The following is a 15,575-nucleotide window of genomic DNA, read 5'->3' on the forward strand; positions in this document are numbered from 1 at the left end:
TAGGACGTACCTTATTTTTGGCAAGCAGAACAGAAAAAGGTGTTACGCTGACCAATTTTCAGCGCTTCAATCGCTTGCCCACACGCTGGGCAAGGCTGCTGCGCTTTGCCATACACATTAAGCTCTTGAGCAAAATAGCCCGGTTTGCCATCCGCTTGTGCAAAATCTTTTAAGGTTGTGCCACCTTGTTGAATCGCCGTTGCTAAGACTGATTTAATTTCTCGCACGAGGCAATTCCACTCAGGCAGTGTCAGCGAATGAGCGGGCCGAGTGGGGAGAATTCGCGCATTAAACAGTGATTCACTCGCGTAGATATTGCCTACGCCAACCACCACTTTATTTTCCATAATAAATTGCTTAACGGCGATACGTTTGTTGTTCGCTTTTTGCGCAATGTAATCTGCATCAAAATCATCGGTTAATGGCTCAGGACCGATATTACTCAACACCGAGTGGCTTGCTCCTTGTTCGCACCATAGCCAAGCGCCAAATCGACGTGGATCGTGGTAGCGCAGTACCTTGCCATTGGTTAATCGCAGATCAACGTGATCATGCTTACCTGCCGGAAAATCACACTCCAATACTCGCAATGAACCTGACATTCCCAAGTGAACAATCGCACTGCCAATATCGGTCTCTATCAGTAAATATTTGGCCCGGCGGGATATATTGCGGATCACTTGCCCTTCTAACTGTTTCAGCTCTTGAGGGATGGCCCAACGTAATTTGGGCGTGCGGAATGTCAGTTGTTGGATCGTTTGTCCAACTAGATGCGGGCTAATCCCCATTTTACTTACTTCAACTTCGGGTAACTCAGGCATGATACATCTCAATTCTTCATTCGTCGTTCGTCGTTCGTCGTTCGTCATTATAGGGTATTGGTTATTCGTTCTTGGTTTGTTCAACGCTCAAAGAGAAATAATGGCTCAGTTCGGAAAAAGAAAAGCTTCTTCTACCGAAAGTGCCACCCATTTCTCTTGCCAATTTTTCAATAACCAAAACTGGGGGGTTTGGTAGTAGGTGATCCTTTGCGGCTCTTCGCGATCCTGATACCACACCTCCACGGTTTGTGGGTTACGTAGTAGAGACGCAAGCGACTCGTAAGTGGCATCATCTACTTCTGTACCAACTAAACTCTGCCAGCGTTGTGCCAATATTTCAGGTGCAACTGAAATTGCTTTGCTTGATCGCCAACGATTTTGATTCAGTTCAAGTGACCAGTCAGTAAAATGCAGTGCTTGCAGCTCTGCATTTGGATTAATCACATAAGGATAAGGGCTAGCAGGCGGTTCAATAAGATAAGTTTTGATGACTGTGGGTAAATTCAAAATGGCAATAAAAGCAATAACAGCCAAGATAAGAATATTATTCCAACGGCGGCGATTGATACGCATAAGTGATCCCTAAGAGTTTATCTTTGAGTAACTTAGCACATTATAGTGAGAGCTGACATTGCAGGGTACAAATTCCAGATAATAAAAAACCCAGCCAAAGCTGGGTCTTTCAATGCTTACAAAGCGTAAAATCAATTACTTGATTTTGCCTTCTTTGTAAAGAACGTGCTGGCGAACTACTGGATCAAATTTCTTGATCTCAAATTTGCCTGGCATGTTGCGTTTGTTCTTGTCAGTTGTGTAGAAGTGACCAGTACCTGCAGAAGATATTAGTCGAATTTTCTCACGAATGCCTTTAGCCATTGCTCAATTCCTCTTAAACGTTTTCGCCACGTGCACGGATATCAACAAGAACAGCATCAATGCCTTTCTTATCGATGATACGCATGCCTTTAGCAGTTAGACGTAGTTTAACAAAACGTTTTTCGCTCTCTACCCAGAAACGATGAGTTTGTAGGTTCGGCAGAAAACGACGCTTAGTAGCATTTCGTGCGTGTGAACGGTTGTTACCCGTTATTGGACGCTTACCAGTTACTTGGCATACTCGGGACATGAATGTCTTCTCCAAATCGTTTCAGCTCGATATCAACCTTGGTGGCCGAACCTCGTTCTCGATGTATTAAGAAGTTTGAGGTTAAAAACCGTTATGGAAAATCCATACAAGGCTATCAAAGGTCGCGTATTATACTAACTTGACATGCATTGCTCAAGACCCGAACAGATCCTTTTTACGGATTTGGCGATCTTTTTTTAAGCAGAGCTGATTTAGGTTGATAATTTAGTGCGCGAATCATACCAGAATAATCTTAAGTCACAACCTAAAATGTGATTCAAATCCACCCTCTTTCTGCAAAAGAAATTACCTCGCCGTCGCCCACCACAAAATGGTCCAAAATACGGATGTCCACTAACGCAAGCGCATCAGTTAATCGACGTGTGATTCTGCGATCGGCTTGGCTAGGCTCAGCAACGCCTGACGGATGATTATGGGCCAATATTAATGCCGCCGCATTATGGTGAAGTGCTCTTTTAACTACCTCTCGAGGGTAAACGCTGGCCGCGTCAATCGTCCCCTCAAACAATACTTCATCGCTGATCACTCGGTGTTGATTATCCAAAAACAGAATATAGAAGGCTTCTCGATGGCGATCGCGTAGCACACTCGATAAATAAAGCTTGGTTTGCTCTGGGCTAGTCAAAGCGCCACCTCGTTTGAGCGTTTCGGCCAAATAGCGCTGCGTCATTTCAAGCACCGCCTGCAATTGAACGTATTTGGCTTCGCCCAACCCTTTATGGCGGCAAAACTCTTGCTGGTTGGCCGAAAAAAGCGCTCGAAGTGATCCAAACTCGCGCAGCAGCAGATCCGAGAGAGCAAGCACATTCATTCCTTGAGTGCCAGTACGAAGGAAAATCGCCAGCAGTTCAGCATCAGATAATGCCTGAGGACCGCGAGCAAGCAATTTTTCGCGTGGCATTGATTCTATGGGCAGTGATTTGAGGCTCATTAAGCACTCCTAGGGCTAAAGGTACTCAGACAACATAGAGAAATAGCCAAGCCTGCAACTTTGCTTCTCTTTATTTAGGCTTGATTCATGGTTTTTTGTAATTGATAAGTGATGAAAGACGCAGAAACACTCGCCCAATATGAAAGGATTGAGCGGATCATAAGGTCACTCGATGCGAGAGTTGTGCTAACATAATGCGCAGAATTTTTGAGGAAAAGACAATGCAAACACTGGCAGGAAAAAAGATTCTGCTCGGCATTAGCGGCGGTATTGCTGCGTATAAATGTGCTGAGCTAACGCGTCGCTTGATTGAACGAGGCGCTCAAGTACAAGTGGTGATGACCCACGCTGCAAAAGAGTTTATAACGCCACTGACCATGCAAGCCGTCTCTGGCAGGCCAGTTTCAGATAGCTTATTAGACCCAGCCGCCGAAGCGTCTATGGGCCATATTGAACTTGCCAAATGGGCAGACTTAGTCCTACTGGCCCCCGCGACAGCGGATCTCATCGCGCGCGTCGCCGCAGGGATGGGTAATGATTTACTCACCACTTTGATTTTAGCCACCAATGCGCCAGTGGCCGTCTCGCCGGCAATGAATCAGCAGATGTATCGCAATATCGCCACACAAGAGAATATTGCCACGCTTAAACGTCGAAGCATGATGATTTGGGGCCCTGCAGCTGGTGAACAGGCGTGTGGCGATGTTGGCCCAGGCCGCATGCTTGAGCCAATGCAATTGGTTGAGCGCTGCGAGTTTTTTTTCCAAACAGAGGTGGCAAACAACACACTGCTCGCCGGTAAGTCACTGTTGATTAGCGCAGGCCCAACCCGTGAAGCACTCGATCCAGTCCGCTATATCAGTAACCACAGTTCAGGCAAAATGGGGTATGCGATTGCGCAGGCCGCCGCTCAATTGGGCGCGAAAGTGACTCTGATCAGTGGCCCGGTCAATTTGCTCACACCGCCACAAGTACAACGTATTGATGTGGAAAGTGCCTGCGATATGCATCAGCAAGTGATGGCGCAAGCGCAATCACATGATGTGTTCATCAGTTGCGCCGCCGTAGCCGACTATCGCCCTGAGATCGTCGCCGATCAAAAGATCAAAAAAACCGATGCGAGCGATCACATGCTCATCACCATGGTCAAAAATCCCGACATCGTCGCCAGCGTAGCTGCACTGAAAGAAAACCGCCCGTTCACGGTAGGCTTTGCGGCTGAAACGCAGCAAGTTGAAAAATATGCCCGCGCTAAACTGCTCAACAAAAAACTGGATATGATCTGCGCCAATGATGTTTCTGTTGCGGGCCAAGGCTTTAATAGTAACGACAATGCGCTGACCGTTTATTGGCAAGGCGGAGAGCAAGCATTACCTTTGAGTTCAAAATCTGCATTAGCTCACGCGCTGATGCAACTGATCGCGAGTCAACTGTAGGCTACAAACAGACGTTCTAAGCTTCTTTTAGGGTTCATAGCGTTTATTGGGTGGTAAAATCACCACCCAGTTCAATCATTTTCATTTTTACGCTACGCAGTCCGAAAACTGTCCGTTAAACTACTGCGCTTAATGGACAATACCCAAACCATCTGAAGGGTATAAATATTTGCTCACAAGCATGTGGTAACTAAAAGGAAATCGGGTCATGGCCGTCAATAAGAAAATCAATCGTCGTGAAGAGATTCTACAAGCACTCGCTGAAATGCTGGAATCTAACGATGGTGCATCACGCATCACCACAGCAAAGCTAGCCAAACAAGTGGGCGTTTCTGAAGCGGCTTTGTACCGTCATTTTCCGAGTAAAGCACGGATGTTTGAAGGCTTGATTGAGTTTATTGAAGAGTCTTTAATGTCGCGGATTAATCGCATTTTGGATGAAGAGAAAGATACACTCAACCGCATCCGCTTAGTGCTACAGCTTATCTTGGCTTTTTCGGAACGTAACCCGGGCTTGACACGAATTTTATCCGGCCATGCTCTAATGTTTGAAAATGAGCGACTGCGTGAACGGATCAACCAACTGTTCGAACGCATAGAAACGTCACTACGTCAGATCCTTCGCGAACGTAAACTGCGTGAAGGTAAATCCTTCCCCGTCGACGAAAGCATTTTAGCAGCGCAACTGCTTGGCCAAGTGGAAGGAAGCCTAAATCGCTTTGTGCGATCTGACTTTAAATACCAACCGACGGCAAATTTTGAAGAGTATTGGGCATTATTAAGCGCTCAGATTCAGTAAAAACAAACCACCACCGTCGTGACAAAGAATCATCATCAGTGAAAGAATCAAGAGTAATGAGCAAAGAAAAATACGGTAAACCTGAGTTTTCCCTCTCGCTACTGCACCCTAAATATTGGGGCGTGTGGCTTAGCTTTGGGCTACTCGCTTTAGTGGTCAACCTGCTTCCTTATTCTGCGTTACTAAAAATAGGACGCAGCATGGGCGCGTTTGGAATGCGCTTTGCTAACAAGCGAGTACACATTGCCACGCGTAATCTACAGCTATCTTTTCCAGAGAAAAGTGCAGGTGAGATTGAGCATATTGTTAACGAAAACTTTAAAAACACCGGCATGGCACTGATAGAAACCGGAATTACTTGGTTTTGGCCGACTTGGCGTTTTGCTCGCCTACTTGATGTGAAAGATGTCAGCGCCCTTTTGCAACTCAAACAAGAAAAACGTGGCGCACTGCTGTGTTGCGTACATGCGTTAAATTTAGAAATTACGGCACGTGCTTTTGGTGTAATAGGCCTTGAAGGCTATGGCGTTTACCGCCCACACAGCAACCCTGCGTATGAATTTATCCAATACCGTGGTCGCACACGCAATGGCAATAAACTTATCTACCGCACCGACATTAAACAGATGATCCGCGTACTCAAAAAGGGCGAACGCCTATTTTATCTACCCGATCAAGATTACGGCCATAACAAATCGGTGTTTGTTCCCTTCTTTGCGGTCAAAGAAGCGTGTACCACCACAGGCACCAGTATTCTGGCTTATACTAGCCAATGTGCGATTGTCCCTGGTTCAGGGTTTCGAAACGCCAACGGAAAATATGAAATCATCGCCGATAAAACCATTGATGGCGACTATCCAAAAGATGACATGACCGCCGCCGCCGCTTACATGAATAAATACGTTGAAGAAGTGATTCTACGCGCACCAGAACAGTGGATGTGGCTGCATAAGCGTTTTAAATCTTTGCCAGATGAAACGTTAACTAACTCTCGCTATTTATAACTAGAAAAAGGTTTTGCTTTCAATGAGCAACAACGAAAACAGCACAGACAAACACTTGCACAACCCCACATTCCAATGGTCTTTTTTACACCCAAAACATTGGGGAACTTGGATTGGGATCTTCTTCGCCGCTCTGTTCGCCTTTATGCCACCCGTATGGCGAGATAGGCTAGCACGCAAATTATCCACCTTTGCGGTACGTAAAAACGGCCGTGTTGTACGCCGCACGCGAGTGAATCTGGAAAAATGCTTTCCTGAAAAATCCCCGCAAGAACGCCAGGCTATTTTGGAAGAAACCTTTGTCAAAGCAGCACAATACATGCTCGGTTATTCGGAGTTTTTGGTTCGTTCCACAAAACACAATCAGCAACGCGGCATCATGATTGGTGAAGAGAACTTATTGCCATTGTTAGATGCTGGCGAGAACGTGATCATCCTCGCCCCTCACGCTTGGGCGGTCGATTACCCTGCGGTAATGCTTGCTGCAAAAGGCTATAAAGTAACCACCATCATGAAGCCACAGCGCAATCCTATCGGTGATTGGTTAATGCACGTCCAACGCATGCAATATGGCGGGCGTATTTTTGCACGTGATGCTGGGGTAAAACCGTTTGTACGTTCAATTAAAGATGGATACTTAGGCTACTGGCTGCCCGATGAAGACTTTGGCCCGGCCAACTCGGTCTTTGTTCCATTCTTTGGCACTGAAAAAGCCACGTTAAAAGGTTTTGGTAAAATGGCGCGCCTATCAAAGGCGAAAGTCGTGCCAATTTTGCCTGCTTATAACGATAAAACCTGTAAGTACGAAGTGCATATTTTGCCTGCATTAGAAAACTTTCCAACGGGCGATGAAGAGCAAGATGCACGCGCTATGAATAAGGCGATTGAAGATTTAGTCACACCACGCCCAGAACAATACATGTGGAATTTATCACTGTTGAAAACGCAGCGTGATGGCTCGGAAATTTACGATAACTCGCACCATGGCGATCAAAGTTAATCGCTAGAATGACTAAACTCATAACAAACAAGCCCCGAGCGACAAACTCGGGGCTTTTACTTTTCAGTAAGTGGCTCTACGATTCGCAAATAAGTTGATGCTTAAATTCCGTACTGCGCACGATACGCTTTTACCGCCTCAAGGTGCTTAGCATCTGCCCCTTTCTCTTCAAGGTAAGTAACCAGATCGGTCAGGCTAACAATTGAGATGATCGCGCAACCAAAATCACGCTCGACTTCTTGAATTGCAGAAAGCTCTCCTTTGCCTTTTTCTTGGCGGTCAATTGCCACCAAGACACCAGCAAGATCCGCACCGTTAGCTTGAATGATTTCCATCGACTCACGAATGGCAGTACCAGCTGTAATGACATCATCCACCAGCATAATGCGCCCTTCTAATGCGCTACCGACCAAGTTACCGCCTTCACCGTGGTCTTTCGCTTCTTTACGGTTAAAGCAATACGGCGTATCAACATCATGATGATCAGCCAACGCTACTGCAGTTGTAGTCGCAATTGGGATCCCTTTGTACGCCGGTCCAAATAGCACATCAAACTCAATCCCAGAATCGACCAAAGCAGCGGCATAAAAACGCCCTAAGCGCGCTAAATCACGGCCAGTATTAAACAAGCCAGCGTTAAAGAAATAAGGGCTTTTTCGGCCAGACTTCAAAGTAAACTCGCCAAACTTCAAGACTTCTTTTTCTAGTGCAAATTCAATAAATTCACGCTGGTATGCTTTCATGATTTTCTCTCTCTTAACTCATACACTTTGGTTTATTTCGCTTTCTCAACAAGAACAACCCCCTCCTAGCCTCCCCCTAAAAGGGGGAGGTACTAAGATGATGAATTCCCTCCACTCAAGGGCGATATTAGGAACACTTCCTTCATTCCCTCTCCTTATAGGGGAGGGTTAGGGTGGGGTCATCACGTACAACAATACAATGAATAAAACGGGCAAAAAAATAGCCCCCAACTGGGAGCTACTTGATCAATCTAATAACGATGCTTTCTGCGCTTCAACAATATCAGCGATGCCTTTCTTGGCAACGGCCAGTAAATCCATCAGCTCTTCATGGCTAAACGGTTCACCCTCTGCGGTGCCTTGAATTTCAATCATCTTACCGTTTTCAGTCATCACCACATTCATATCAGTGTCGGCGGCAGAATCTTCCACGTATTCCAAATCACATAAAATGTTTTCACCCAAGATGCCAACTGAGACAGCAGCAACATGGCCTTTCATTGGATTCTTCTTCAATTTACCGCTAGCAACCAGATGAGCAAACGCATCCGCTAGTGCCACACTTGCGCCCGTAATTGATGCAGTGCGAGTACCGCCGTCCGCTTGAATAACGTCACAGTCAACCGTGATCATCACCTCTGGCATTGCCTCTAAATCCACCACAGCACGTAAGCTGCGAGCGATGAGACGTTGGATCTCCATGGTGCGGCCACCTTGCTTACCGTTGGTCGCTTCACGACGAGTCCGTGAATGGGTTGCACGTGGCAGCATGCCGTATTCGGCAGTAACCCAACCTTTACCCTGACCTTTCAACCAGCGAGGAACACCCTCTTCGACAGTGGCATTACACAATACTTTGGTATTACCAAATTCCACCAATACTGACCCTTCAGCATAAGCAGTGTAGTTGCGAGTGATTTTAATTGGGCGAATTTGATCGGCCGCGCGGTCATTTGGACGCATAGTGCATCTACCTTTTATCGGGTGAGACGGAATCGATTGGGGCGAGATTATAGCGGATTAGCCGCCTTGACGCTAGGTTGGTCACCCTTTGCATTGGCGTGAACCTAGTACACGCGTGAAGCTAGTGCTAACATATCTCTCGTTTGATATTTCATCTTCGTGAGCAAAGGACAAATCAATGATTTACAGCATGACCGCGTACGCGCGTAAAGAAGTTAAAGGTGATTGGGGTACCGCGGTATGGGAAATTCGCTCGGTAAACCAACGTTATCTTGAAACCTACTTCCGCCTGCCGGAACAATTTCGTGGTCTTGAGCCTGTACTGCGTGAACGCTTTCGCCAACGTTTAGCGCGCGGCAAAGTAGAATGTCACTTACGTTATGAAGCAAACCCTGCGGCTAAAAGTGAGCTGAATATCAATGAAGCACTCGCCAATCAAGTGATTAAAGCCGCCAACCAAGTAATGCACATGACGGGCGAGCTAAGCCGCATTAATCCGTTTCAAATAATGCAGTGGCCCGGCGTAATGGAAACGCCAGAACAAGACATGGACAGCATTAATAAAGCCTTATTAGCAGGCTTTGATGACGCAATCATTGAATTCATTGACGCACGTGGCCGTGAAGGTGACAACATGAAGGCGTTAATCGAACAACGCCTGACGGCGATCAGTGAAGAAGTGGTAAAAGTGCGCGCACGCATGCCAGAAATCCTGCAATGGCAACGTGAACGTCTATTAACTAAGTTTGAAGAAGCAAAGATTGAGCTTGATGCGACACGCGTCGAGCAAGAGCTGATTTTACTTGCACAAAAATCAGACGTTGCCGAAGAGTTAGACCGCCTCGATTCTCACGTCAAAGAAGCACGTAATGTGCTCAAAAAAGGCGGTTCATGCGGCCGTAAGCTCGATTTCATGATGCAAGAATTTAACCGCGAATCGAACACGTTAGCCTCGAAATCAATCAGCACCGACATCACGGCCTCTGGCGTAGAACTTAAGGTTCTGATTGAGCAAATGAGAGAGCAGATCCAAAACATCGAATAAGGGTTTTTGAGTCTCTCTAAGCTTACCAAGCCCCTGTAAATAGGGGCTTTTTTTCAGGAAATTACAGGTCTTTGCCTCTGTTTTCAACCAACTGGTGAGTAACTTTCCAGCACGAGAGAGAATACTATGACGAATTGTGCTTTACCCCAAAAGTCTCTTGATTTCAAATATCGATTCAACATTGCGTCCAGTTATGGCTGCTTTTTAAGAATTTCCGATCTTAAAGTTAACAATCAAAATTACTCGTGACGGACTTGAAACAATTGCGCTAACTCATTAATTAACCAAGTAGCGGCTAATAGATCTGCACTGCCGCCGGGGCTTAAGTGTTTTTCAATCATCGCGCTATCGAGCGCCGTAAGAGCTTGTTCAATTTCTTGATATAAAAAGCCGCCTTTGGCGAGCAGTTGCTGCGCTTGCGCTTGCACAAAATGCAGCCCTTCTAATCCACCGCGAGCAGCGAGGTTGCTGTCGTTATTGTTGGCCATCAACACCAATAAGGTATGCCACAAGGCTTGCTCGGTGCTGGCTCCTTTGGTTAAACAGGCTTGGTAGGCTGGCAGCGCATGTTGCATCACCATCGCAAGGCCAGAAGCGGCTTCACCGCGTGCGCCGGTTAAACCGTACCGACGATAAATTCGCTCGCCTGCCGTTTTGGGAGCCGATTCACGCTTCGCTTTTAGCTCATCAATAATCAAAAACTGGCAAGCTTGGCGAATGGTTTCGCCAATATGCTGCGCATCAATTTTGAGTTGATTGGCTTTGAGCCACCCCACAGAGCCGCAAATAAGCCCCAAGATAAAAATCATCCCTTTATGGGTGTTCACCCCTTGAGTGGCAGCAAACATGGCTTGCTCAGCTTCTATGCCAATCGGGCGCAAGGCGGTCAGCAACTGAGCGGCCGGATTTCCCGCGCTCTCCCAACCTGCACTGACAAAAGATTGCAGATAAGGCGCAATCGCCTCGGCACTGGCGATAAAAGTGTTGAGATCCATATCGCGGTGCGCGCCATTATTAGCAGTATCCACCAAACCCGGTTTAGGGGTGAGATGCACCTCTAACATCATGGCATGATAAGCCAGATGCCCCACTAAGCGAGGCAAGCTGAACGTTTTCGCGCCACTTGTGCCAGAGGCTTGGCTAGGCAGTTCAAGCAGAAGATCAAGCGCAGCAGGAATAGTCATGAACCATCTCCTCTATTTTAGCCAACAAAGCCTCAACAACGTGCTGCCGCGAGCGAGCACAGATCACCGCATCGCGTTCACACAGCAAGCAGCGCCGTCTTGGCAACTGCGCACCTTGGCGCGAAATAATATGTCCATCGACATCAATCACATCCAGATCCATCAGTCGCCCCAGCGGATGCTCGCGTTCAATCTTCATCATGGCTTTTTTCAACATGCTGGCTGAAGGAGCCTGAATCACCACAAAGGCTTCCGGCCCCGTTTTTTCCACCAACAGCTGACAAGCCACTTGCCGCCAGCCCGTTTGCTGACACAGTTCTTGAATGGCACGCATACCTGCATCCATCACGGTTTGGCTGGCAGCGTTGAGCTTAACCGCGCCCGGCATGTTAACCGTGAAAGAAACCAGAGGCAGTGAATAGCGTTTTAGCCACTCACCTTGTTGCCGAACCCGCACTTCTTTACGCAGAAGTAGCTGGTCCAGACTGACTGAAAGATCCGGATGGTGACTCATAGGCTTTTTACCTGCTTGATAACATCAATGATCGAACCGTCACGGTAGTGAACAAAGGCAACGGTTTTGTCTTCAAATTGCAACGGCTGGGGTTTACCCGTCAGCAACTCCGCACGCTGTTGCAACGCTTCAATCTCGACAACGGGCAGTTGCGCCGCGATGAAACGCGCTTTCAGTTCGGGACGATTCGGGTTTACCGCGATACCTTGATCCGTCACCAACACATCGATGGTGGCTCCTGGGGTGATGACGTTAGTGACCTTCTCGACCACGGTCGGAATGCGGCCACGCACCAAAGGCGCCACAATAATCGATAAGTTTGCCGCCGCCGCCGTGTCACAATGACCGCCGGATGCGCCGCGAATTACCCCATCAGAGCCGGTGATCACGTTAACGTTAAACTGGGTATCAATTTCCAGCGCACTCAAGATAACCACATCCAGCCTATCCACCGCCGCCCCCTTCGAGCTTGGGTTGGCGTATTCGTTAGCAGAGATTTCGAGATGATGTGGATTGCGCGCTAACGAGCCCGCCGCCACCGAATCGAAACACTGCACATCGAGCAAGTAATCAATCAGTCCCTGTTCATGCATTTCCACCATAGTCGCAGTGATACCACCGAGAGCGAAAGAAGCGCGAATGTTTTGGCGCAACATCTTCTCTTTCAAAAAGCGCGCAACCGCGAGCGATGCACCGCCCGAACCGGTCTGCATTGAAAAACCATCATAGAAATAGCCTGAATGCTCGATGACTTCTGCAGCGCGTTTGGCAATCAGAAGCTCGCGTGGGTTGGTGGTCATGCGCGTGGCATCCCCACCGATTTTGCTTGGGTCGCCCACTTCCGCCACCTGCACAACCGCATCGACGCGGTCTTGAGTAATCGATGCAGGGAAATTCGGGAAACCGACGATGGCTTCAGTCAGCATCACCACTTTTTCAGCGTGTTCGGCATCGACTTTGGCATAGCCGAGTGAGCCGCAATTGGATTTGCCTTTAAAACCGTTGGCGTTGCCAAACTCATCGCAACAAGGTACGCCAATAAACGCCATGTCGATGTAGATCTCACCGCTTTGGATCAAATGCACACGACCACCGTGCGAGTGAATATGCACGGGCTCATCAAGCAAGCCATTAGAAATACTATCAGCCAGCGCACCACGAATCCCTGAGGTGTAAATCTTGCTCACTACGCCGTTTTTGATGTGTTCAATCAAAGGCGAATGACAAGAGGTGAGCGAGCTTGAGGCAAGCGTGAGGTTTTTAATCCCCAATTCGGCAATCACGTCCATCACTAGATTGACGGTTTTATCGCCGCCACGAAACGCATGATGGAAAGAGATGGTCATGCCATCTTTTAAGCCAAGATCGACAATCGCTTCGCGGATCGAGCTTTTCACTTTGCGGCTTTTTTTCGCTGACTCATCCAGTAAATGCGGCGTGATCGCATGCGCTTGGGTGTAAGGCGTCAACGCGTAGCGTTCCACTTCCAGCACAGACAGAGGGTTATTTAATGTATTGATACTCATGAGGTGACCTTTAGTGTTTGATGCCGGATTCAGCACGTTGCAGTGTCCAACGTGCGCGTTCGATGATGGGTCCATCGACCATTTTGCCGTTAAGGGAAACCACGCCCAGCCCTTTTGCTGCTGCTTCTTCAGCGGCTTCGATGACTGCAATGGCGTGATCGACCTCTTTTTGTGTTGGGGCAAACACGTTGTGCAGCAGGTCAATCTGGCGCGGATTAATCAGTGATTTGCCATCAAAGCCGAGCTGCTTGATATGCTCCGCTTCACGCAAAAATCCCTCTTCGTTATTGGCATCCGAATAGACCGTATCAAACGCCATGATCCCGGCAGCACGTGCCGCTTGCAGAATGGAGCAGCGCGCAAACAACAGCTCAATCCCTTCTGCTGAACGCTGCGTGCGCAGATCGCGTACATAGTCTTCCGCACCAAGCGCAATCCCAATCAGGCGGCGTGAGCTAAAGGCAATCTCGACTGCGTTGTTAATGCCCTGCGCGCTTTCAATCGCGGCCAGCATACGCGTGCTACCCACTTCACGTCCGCATTCACGCTCGATCTGTTCGATGACTTTTTCCATCTCAATCACATCGTTGGCGTTATCGGTTTTCGGCAGACGCACCACTTTGGCTCCGCCACGCACCACGGCATTAAGGTCTTTGATGCCGAATTCAGAATCGAGCGGATTGACCCGCACCACGGTTTCCATCTCTTGATACATAGAGTGTTGCAGCGCATGGAACACCAACATCCGCGCGGTGTCTTTTTCACGCAGCGCGACCGAGTCTTCCAGATCGAACATGATGGAGTCGGGTTGATAGATAAAGGTATTGCTGAGCATGGCGGCATTCGCGCCCGGCACAAATAACATACTGCGACGAAGTTTGGTCATGATAGTTGGCTCCACTCAATGTTCTGAACATCACAAGCGCGCATCACCGCCGCCTGTACGCGCGCGCGGATCACACAATCCAGCGCGCCTTTGTCTTCGATGGTGACCAACGCATCGTGCACTTGCATCGCGTCGAGGGTGTGCAGCACGACCTGACGAATCGCATGACCAAATTGCTGCTCGACGGTACTGTCTAACACCAGTTCAATACCGCCATCGTTATTGGGTTCAATCCGAACCTGAAGATCACTGGACTCCAGTGTTCCCGCAAAGGCGGGATGGGCAATTTTCATGGGTACAACCTTGTTAATGAGTTATTGGATAAAACAGTGTCAGCACTGCGCTCATACCGCTAACAGTTGCGGTGCGGCCTGTAGCGAATGTTCCGCATAATTCTGACAAAGGTAGGAATAAGTCGTTTTCGGCACGAGATCGACAATCGCGGCAACGCCAAATTGTTTGAGCAAGTAACGCACGCGCGATGCGGAGATCGGCTGCGAGGCTTGCTGACTGCGCTCAATTTCCACTACTTGGATCGGCGCACTGACATCGTGCGCTTCTTTTAGCCAGCGGCGCATGGCTTGGTTGTAGTTACGCGTCACCGTACAAATCGGCTCACTGCCGACAAAGCGGTGCGTAATGCCAAGGGCAGGTGCTATTGAATGGCGGAAAATACTTAAATCCAGCGCAGTATGGGATTGATTGACCACTTGCTGATCTTTAATAAAATAACTAGGGAAGGTCGCGCGCGAAATAATATAATCCGAGCCAGAATGAATAGTTAAATTCAATAAGTGTTTACTGCCTGCCTTAATCATGGCCATACGGTCAGCGTAAGAGAAATCTTTATTCTCTGCTTTTACCACAAATAAATGCACCCAATCACATTGTTCACAGGCTTGTTCAATTAAATATTGATGACCTAAGGTAAATGGATTGGCATTCATCACAATACTGCCAATTTTACGCCCAGACATTTTTAATAAATGCAACTGTTTGCAATAAACCGCAAGACGATTTGGGCTATTTTCTAATAAAGCAATATGCGGTTCGACTTTATCGACTAAGAAAAAACCGCACTGTCGGAATAAATCTATATTGGTCGGCTTAGTGAATAGAAATAGTGAAAAACACCCTATTTCATAAGCGAAGTTGGTTAATTCGGTCATCAATTTGAGCGCAAAACCGGTCCCTTGCAGCGCAGGAGAAACCGCGATGGACTTCAACACATGCCCCGCAATTCCACCGCAAGCGATGATTTGGTTTGTACCGTAAGCCACCACAAAATGCTCAACATCCTCATCAACCGTGAGCTGATGCTGGCAGAGAAACTCTTTGATCTGCAAGAGCTTGGTTTTATTCTTGCTTGAAACTCGCGAGAAGGTGTAAATATCTACCATGGTCGGCTTCCTCACCTATTTTTTCTGACTTTATTATCTAAATTAAGCCGCAAAGGTTTAATGAGGGTAATCACTTTATTTCCCGTGGTTAACGCTCTTTATGGTTTTAATGAATTTAATTTTTATATCTTTAATTTTAAATTCTATTTATCTATCTAAAATTTAAATCATAAAAA

General features: G+C 47.5%; 18 protein-coding genes. 5 read left to right on the top strand and 13 right to left on the bottom strand.

The features are described from left to right. Positions 1-11: 11 nt before the first annotated feature. The 5 genes from mutM to radC form a co-directional block, all read right to left on the bottom strand. Entirely contained in the window at positions 12-821 is an 810-nt protein-coding gene (mutM, locus tag DD616_RS06605) for a bifunctional DNA-formamidopyrimidine glycosylase/DNA-(apurinic or apyrimidinic site) lyase (protein ID WP_208872099.1), read from the bottom strand. Positions 822-926: 105 nt separating this feature from the next. Next, complete coding sequence (locus tag DD616_RS06610; protein ID WP_017045921.1) at positions 927-1,394, bottom strand: hypothetical protein; 468 nt, start codon at positions 1,392-1,394, stop codon at positions 927-929. 135 nt (positions 1,395-1,529) lie between these two features. Then, positions 1,530-1,697: a 50S ribosomal protein L33 gene (gene rpmG, locus DD616_RS06615; RefSeq protein ID WP_010318992.1), complete on the bottom strand. Its 168-nt coding sequence runs from the start codon at positions 1,695-1,697 to the stop codon at positions 1,530-1,532. A gap of 13 nt (positions 1,698-1,710) precedes the next feature. Then, positions 1,711-1,947, bottom strand: a complete 237-nt coding sequence (gene rpmB / locus DD616_RS06620; protein ID WP_004397476.1) for a 50S ribosomal protein L28 — start codon at positions 1,945-1,947, stop codon at positions 1,711-1,713. A gap of 277 nt (positions 1,948-2,224) precedes the next feature. Next, positions 2,225-2,899, bottom strand: coding sequence for a RadC family protein (gene radC / locus DD616_RS06625; protein WP_208872100.1), 675 nt, complete (start codon positions 2,897-2,899; stop codon positions 2,225-2,227). A 221-nt stretch (positions 2,900-3,120) separates the two neighbouring features. On the opposite strand from radC, the gene coaBC reads away from it, so the two are divergent. The 4 genes from coaBC to lpxM all read left to right on the top strand — a co-directional run bounded on the left by coaBC (position 3,121) and on the right by lpxM (position 7,138). Further along, positions 3,121-4,335, top strand: a complete 1,215-nt coding sequence (gene coaBC, locus DD616_RS06630; RefSeq protein WP_069573315.1) for a bifunctional phosphopantothenoylcysteine decarboxylase/phosphopantothenate--cysteine ligase CoaBC — start codon at positions 3,121-3,123, stop codon at positions 4,333-4,335. Positions 4,336-4,543: 208 nt separating this feature from the next. Then, entirely contained in the window at positions 4,544-5,134 is a 591-nt protein-coding gene (gene slmA, locus DD616_RS06635; protein ID WP_013855724.1) for a nucleoid occlusion factor SlmA, read from the top strand. A 56-nt stretch (positions 5,135-5,190) separates the two neighbouring features. Continuing rightward, on the top strand, positions 5,191-6,138 hold the full coding sequence (gene lpxL / locus DD616_RS06640) for an LpxL/LpxP family Kdo(2)-lipid IV(A) lauroyl/palmitoleoyl acyltransferase (RefSeq protein WP_105976943.1): 948 nt from the start codon (positions 5,191-5,193) through the stop codon (positions 6,136-6,138). A 22-nt stretch (positions 6,139-6,160) separates the two neighbouring features. Next, positions 6,161-7,138, top strand: coding sequence for a lauroyl-Kdo(2)-lipid IV(A) myristoyltransferase (lpxM, locus tag DD616_RS06645; RefSeq protein WP_029189937.1), 978 nt, complete (start codon positions 6,161-6,163; stop codon positions 7,136-7,138). A gap of 101 nt (positions 7,139-7,239) precedes the next feature. On the opposite strand, the gene pyrE is transcribed toward lpxM, so the two are convergent. Continuing rightward, on the bottom strand, positions 7,240-7,881 hold the full coding sequence (gene pyrE, locus DD616_RS06650) for an orotate phosphoribosyltransferase (protein WP_013855722.1): 642 nt from the start codon (positions 7,879-7,881) through the stop codon (positions 7,240-7,242). A gap of 246 nt (positions 7,882-8,127) precedes the next feature. Then, positions 8,128-8,844, bottom strand: coding sequence for a ribonuclease PH (gene rph, locus DD616_RS06655; RefSeq protein ID WP_017042236.1), 717 nt, complete (start codon positions 8,842-8,844; stop codon positions 8,128-8,130). 178 nt (positions 8,845-9,022) lie between these two features. On the opposite strand from rph, the gene DD616_RS06660 reads away from it, so the two are divergent. Continuing rightward, complete coding sequence (locus DD616_RS06660) at positions 9,023-9,889, top strand: YicC/YloC family endoribonuclease (RefSeq protein WP_013855720.1); 867 nt, start codon at positions 9,023-9,025, stop codon at positions 9,887-9,889. Positions 9,890-10,128: 239 nt separating this feature from the next. Here the strand turns inward: DD616_RS06660 and citG are convergent, their stop codons facing one another. Genes citG through citC form a run of 6 tightly spaced genes read right to left on the bottom strand, consistent with a single transcriptional unit; the run spans position 10,129 to position 15,399 of the window. Then, on the bottom strand, positions 10,129-11,073 hold the full coding sequence (gene citG, locus DD616_RS06665; protein WP_017048259.1) for a triphosphoribosyl-dephospho-CoA synthase CitG: 945 nt from the start codon (positions 11,071-11,073) through the stop codon (positions 10,129-10,131). Beyond that, on the bottom strand, positions 11,051-11,587 hold the full coding sequence (citX, locus tag DD616_RS06670) for a citrate lyase holo-[acyl-carrier protein] synthase (RefSeq protein ID WP_208872101.1): 537 nt from the start codon (positions 11,585-11,587) through the stop codon (positions 11,051-11,053). Before citX ends, citG begins: the two co-directional genes overlap by 23 nt. After that, positions 11,584-13,113, bottom strand: coding sequence for a citrate lyase subunit alpha (gene citF, locus DD616_RS06675; protein WP_208872102.1), 1,530 nt, complete (start codon positions 13,111-13,113; stop codon positions 11,584-11,586). The genes citX and citF overlap by 4 nt, the downstream gene beginning before the upstream one ends. A 10-nt stretch (positions 13,114-13,123) precedes the next feature. Beyond that, on the bottom strand, positions 13,124-13,999 hold the full coding sequence (gene citE, locus DD616_RS06680; RefSeq protein ID WP_164996738.1) for a citrate (pro-3S)-lyase subunit beta: 876 nt from the start codon (positions 13,997-13,999) through the stop codon (positions 13,124-13,126). Next, a complete protein-coding gene (citD, locus tag DD616_RS06685; RefSeq protein ID WP_000684014.1) occupies positions 13,996-14,292 on the bottom strand; it encodes a citrate lyase acyl carrier protein in 297 nt (98 codons plus the stop codon). The genes citE and citD overlap by 4 nt, the downstream gene beginning before the upstream one ends. A 51-nt stretch (positions 14,293-14,343) precedes the next feature. Further along, positions 14,344-15,399, bottom strand: coding sequence for a [citrate (pro-3S)-lyase] ligase (gene citC / locus DD616_RS06690; protein ID WP_164996739.1), 1,056 nt, complete (start codon positions 15,397-15,399; stop codon positions 14,344-14,346). Between the last annotated feature and the right edge of the window lie 176 nt (positions 15,400-15,575).

The organism is Vibrio anguillarum (assembly GCF_003390515.1).
GTDB classification, from domain to species: Bacteria; Pseudomonadota; Gammaproteobacteria; order Enterobacterales; family Vibrionaceae; genus Vibrio; species Vibrio anguillarum.

What these genes read in the sequence shown, in the direction of transcription:
- mutM (WP_208872099.1), bottom strand. Translation starts at nt 821, where the DNA reads ATGCCTGAGTTACCCGAAGTTGAAGTAAGTAAAATGGGGATTAGCCCG.
- DD616_RS06610 (WP_017045921.1), bottom strand. Translation starts at nt 1,394, where the DNA reads ATGCGTATCAATCGCCGCCGTTGGAATAATATTCTTATCTTGGCTGTT.
- rpmG (WP_010318992.1), bottom strand. Translation starts at nt 1,697, where the DNA reads ATGGCTAAAGGCATTCGTGAGAAAATTCGACTAATATCTTCTGCAGGT.
- rpmB (WP_004397476.1), bottom strand. Translation starts at nt 1,947, where the DNA reads ATGTCCCGAGTATGCCAAGTAACTGGTAAGCGTCCAATAACGGGTAAC.
- radC (WP_208872100.1), bottom strand. Translation starts at nt 2,899, where the DNA reads ATGAGCCTCAAATCACTGCCCATAGAATCAATGCCACGCGAAAAATTG.
- coaBC (WP_069573315.1), top strand. Translation starts at nt 3,121, where the DNA reads ATGCAAACACTGGCAGGAAAAAAGATTCTGCTCGGCATTAGCGGCGGT.
- slmA (WP_013855724.1), top strand. Translation starts at nt 4,544, where the DNA reads ATGGCCGTCAATAAGAAAATCAATCGTCGTGAAGAGATTCTACAAGCA.
- lpxL (WP_105976943.1), top strand. Translation starts at nt 5,191, where the DNA reads ATGAGCAAAGAAAAATACGGTAAACCTGAGTTTTCCCTCTCGCTACTG.
- lpxM (WP_029189937.1), top strand. Translation starts at nt 6,161, where the DNA reads ATGAGCAACAACGAAAACAGCACAGACAAACACTTGCACAACCCCACA.
- pyrE (WP_013855722.1), bottom strand. Translation starts at nt 7,881, where the DNA reads ATGAAAGCATACCAGCGTGAATTTATTGAATTTGCACTAGAAAAAGAA.
- rph (WP_017042236.1), bottom strand. Translation starts at nt 8,844, where the DNA reads ATGCGTCCAAATGACCGCGCGGCCGATCAAATTCGCCCAATTAAAATC.
- DD616_RS06660 (WP_013855720.1), top strand. Translation starts at nt 9,023, where the DNA reads ATGATTTACAGCATGACCGCGTACGCGCGTAAAGAAGTTAAAGGTGAT.
- citG (WP_017048259.1), bottom strand. Translation starts at nt 11,073, where the DNA reads ATGACTATTCCTGCTGCGCTTGATCTTCTGCTTGAACTGCCTAGCCAA.
- citX (WP_208872101.1), bottom strand. Translation starts at nt 11,587, where the DNA reads ATGAGTCACCATCCGGATCTTTCAGTCAGTCTGGACCAGCTACTTCTG.
- citF (WP_208872102.1), bottom strand. Translation starts at nt 13,113, where the DNA reads ATGAGTATCAATACATTAAATAACCCTCTGTCTGTGCTGGAAGTGGAA.
- citE (WP_164996738.1), bottom strand. Translation starts at nt 13,999, where the DNA reads ATGACCAAACTTCGTCGCAGTATGTTATTTGTGCCGGGCGCGAATGCC.
- citD (WP_000684014.1), bottom strand. Translation starts at nt 14,292, where the DNA reads ATGAAAATTGCCCATCCCGCCTTTGCGGGAACACTGGAGTCCAGTGAT.
- citC (WP_164996739.1), bottom strand. Translation starts at nt 15,399, where the DNA reads ATGGTAGATATTTACACCTTCTCGCGAGTTTCAAGCAAGAATAAAACC.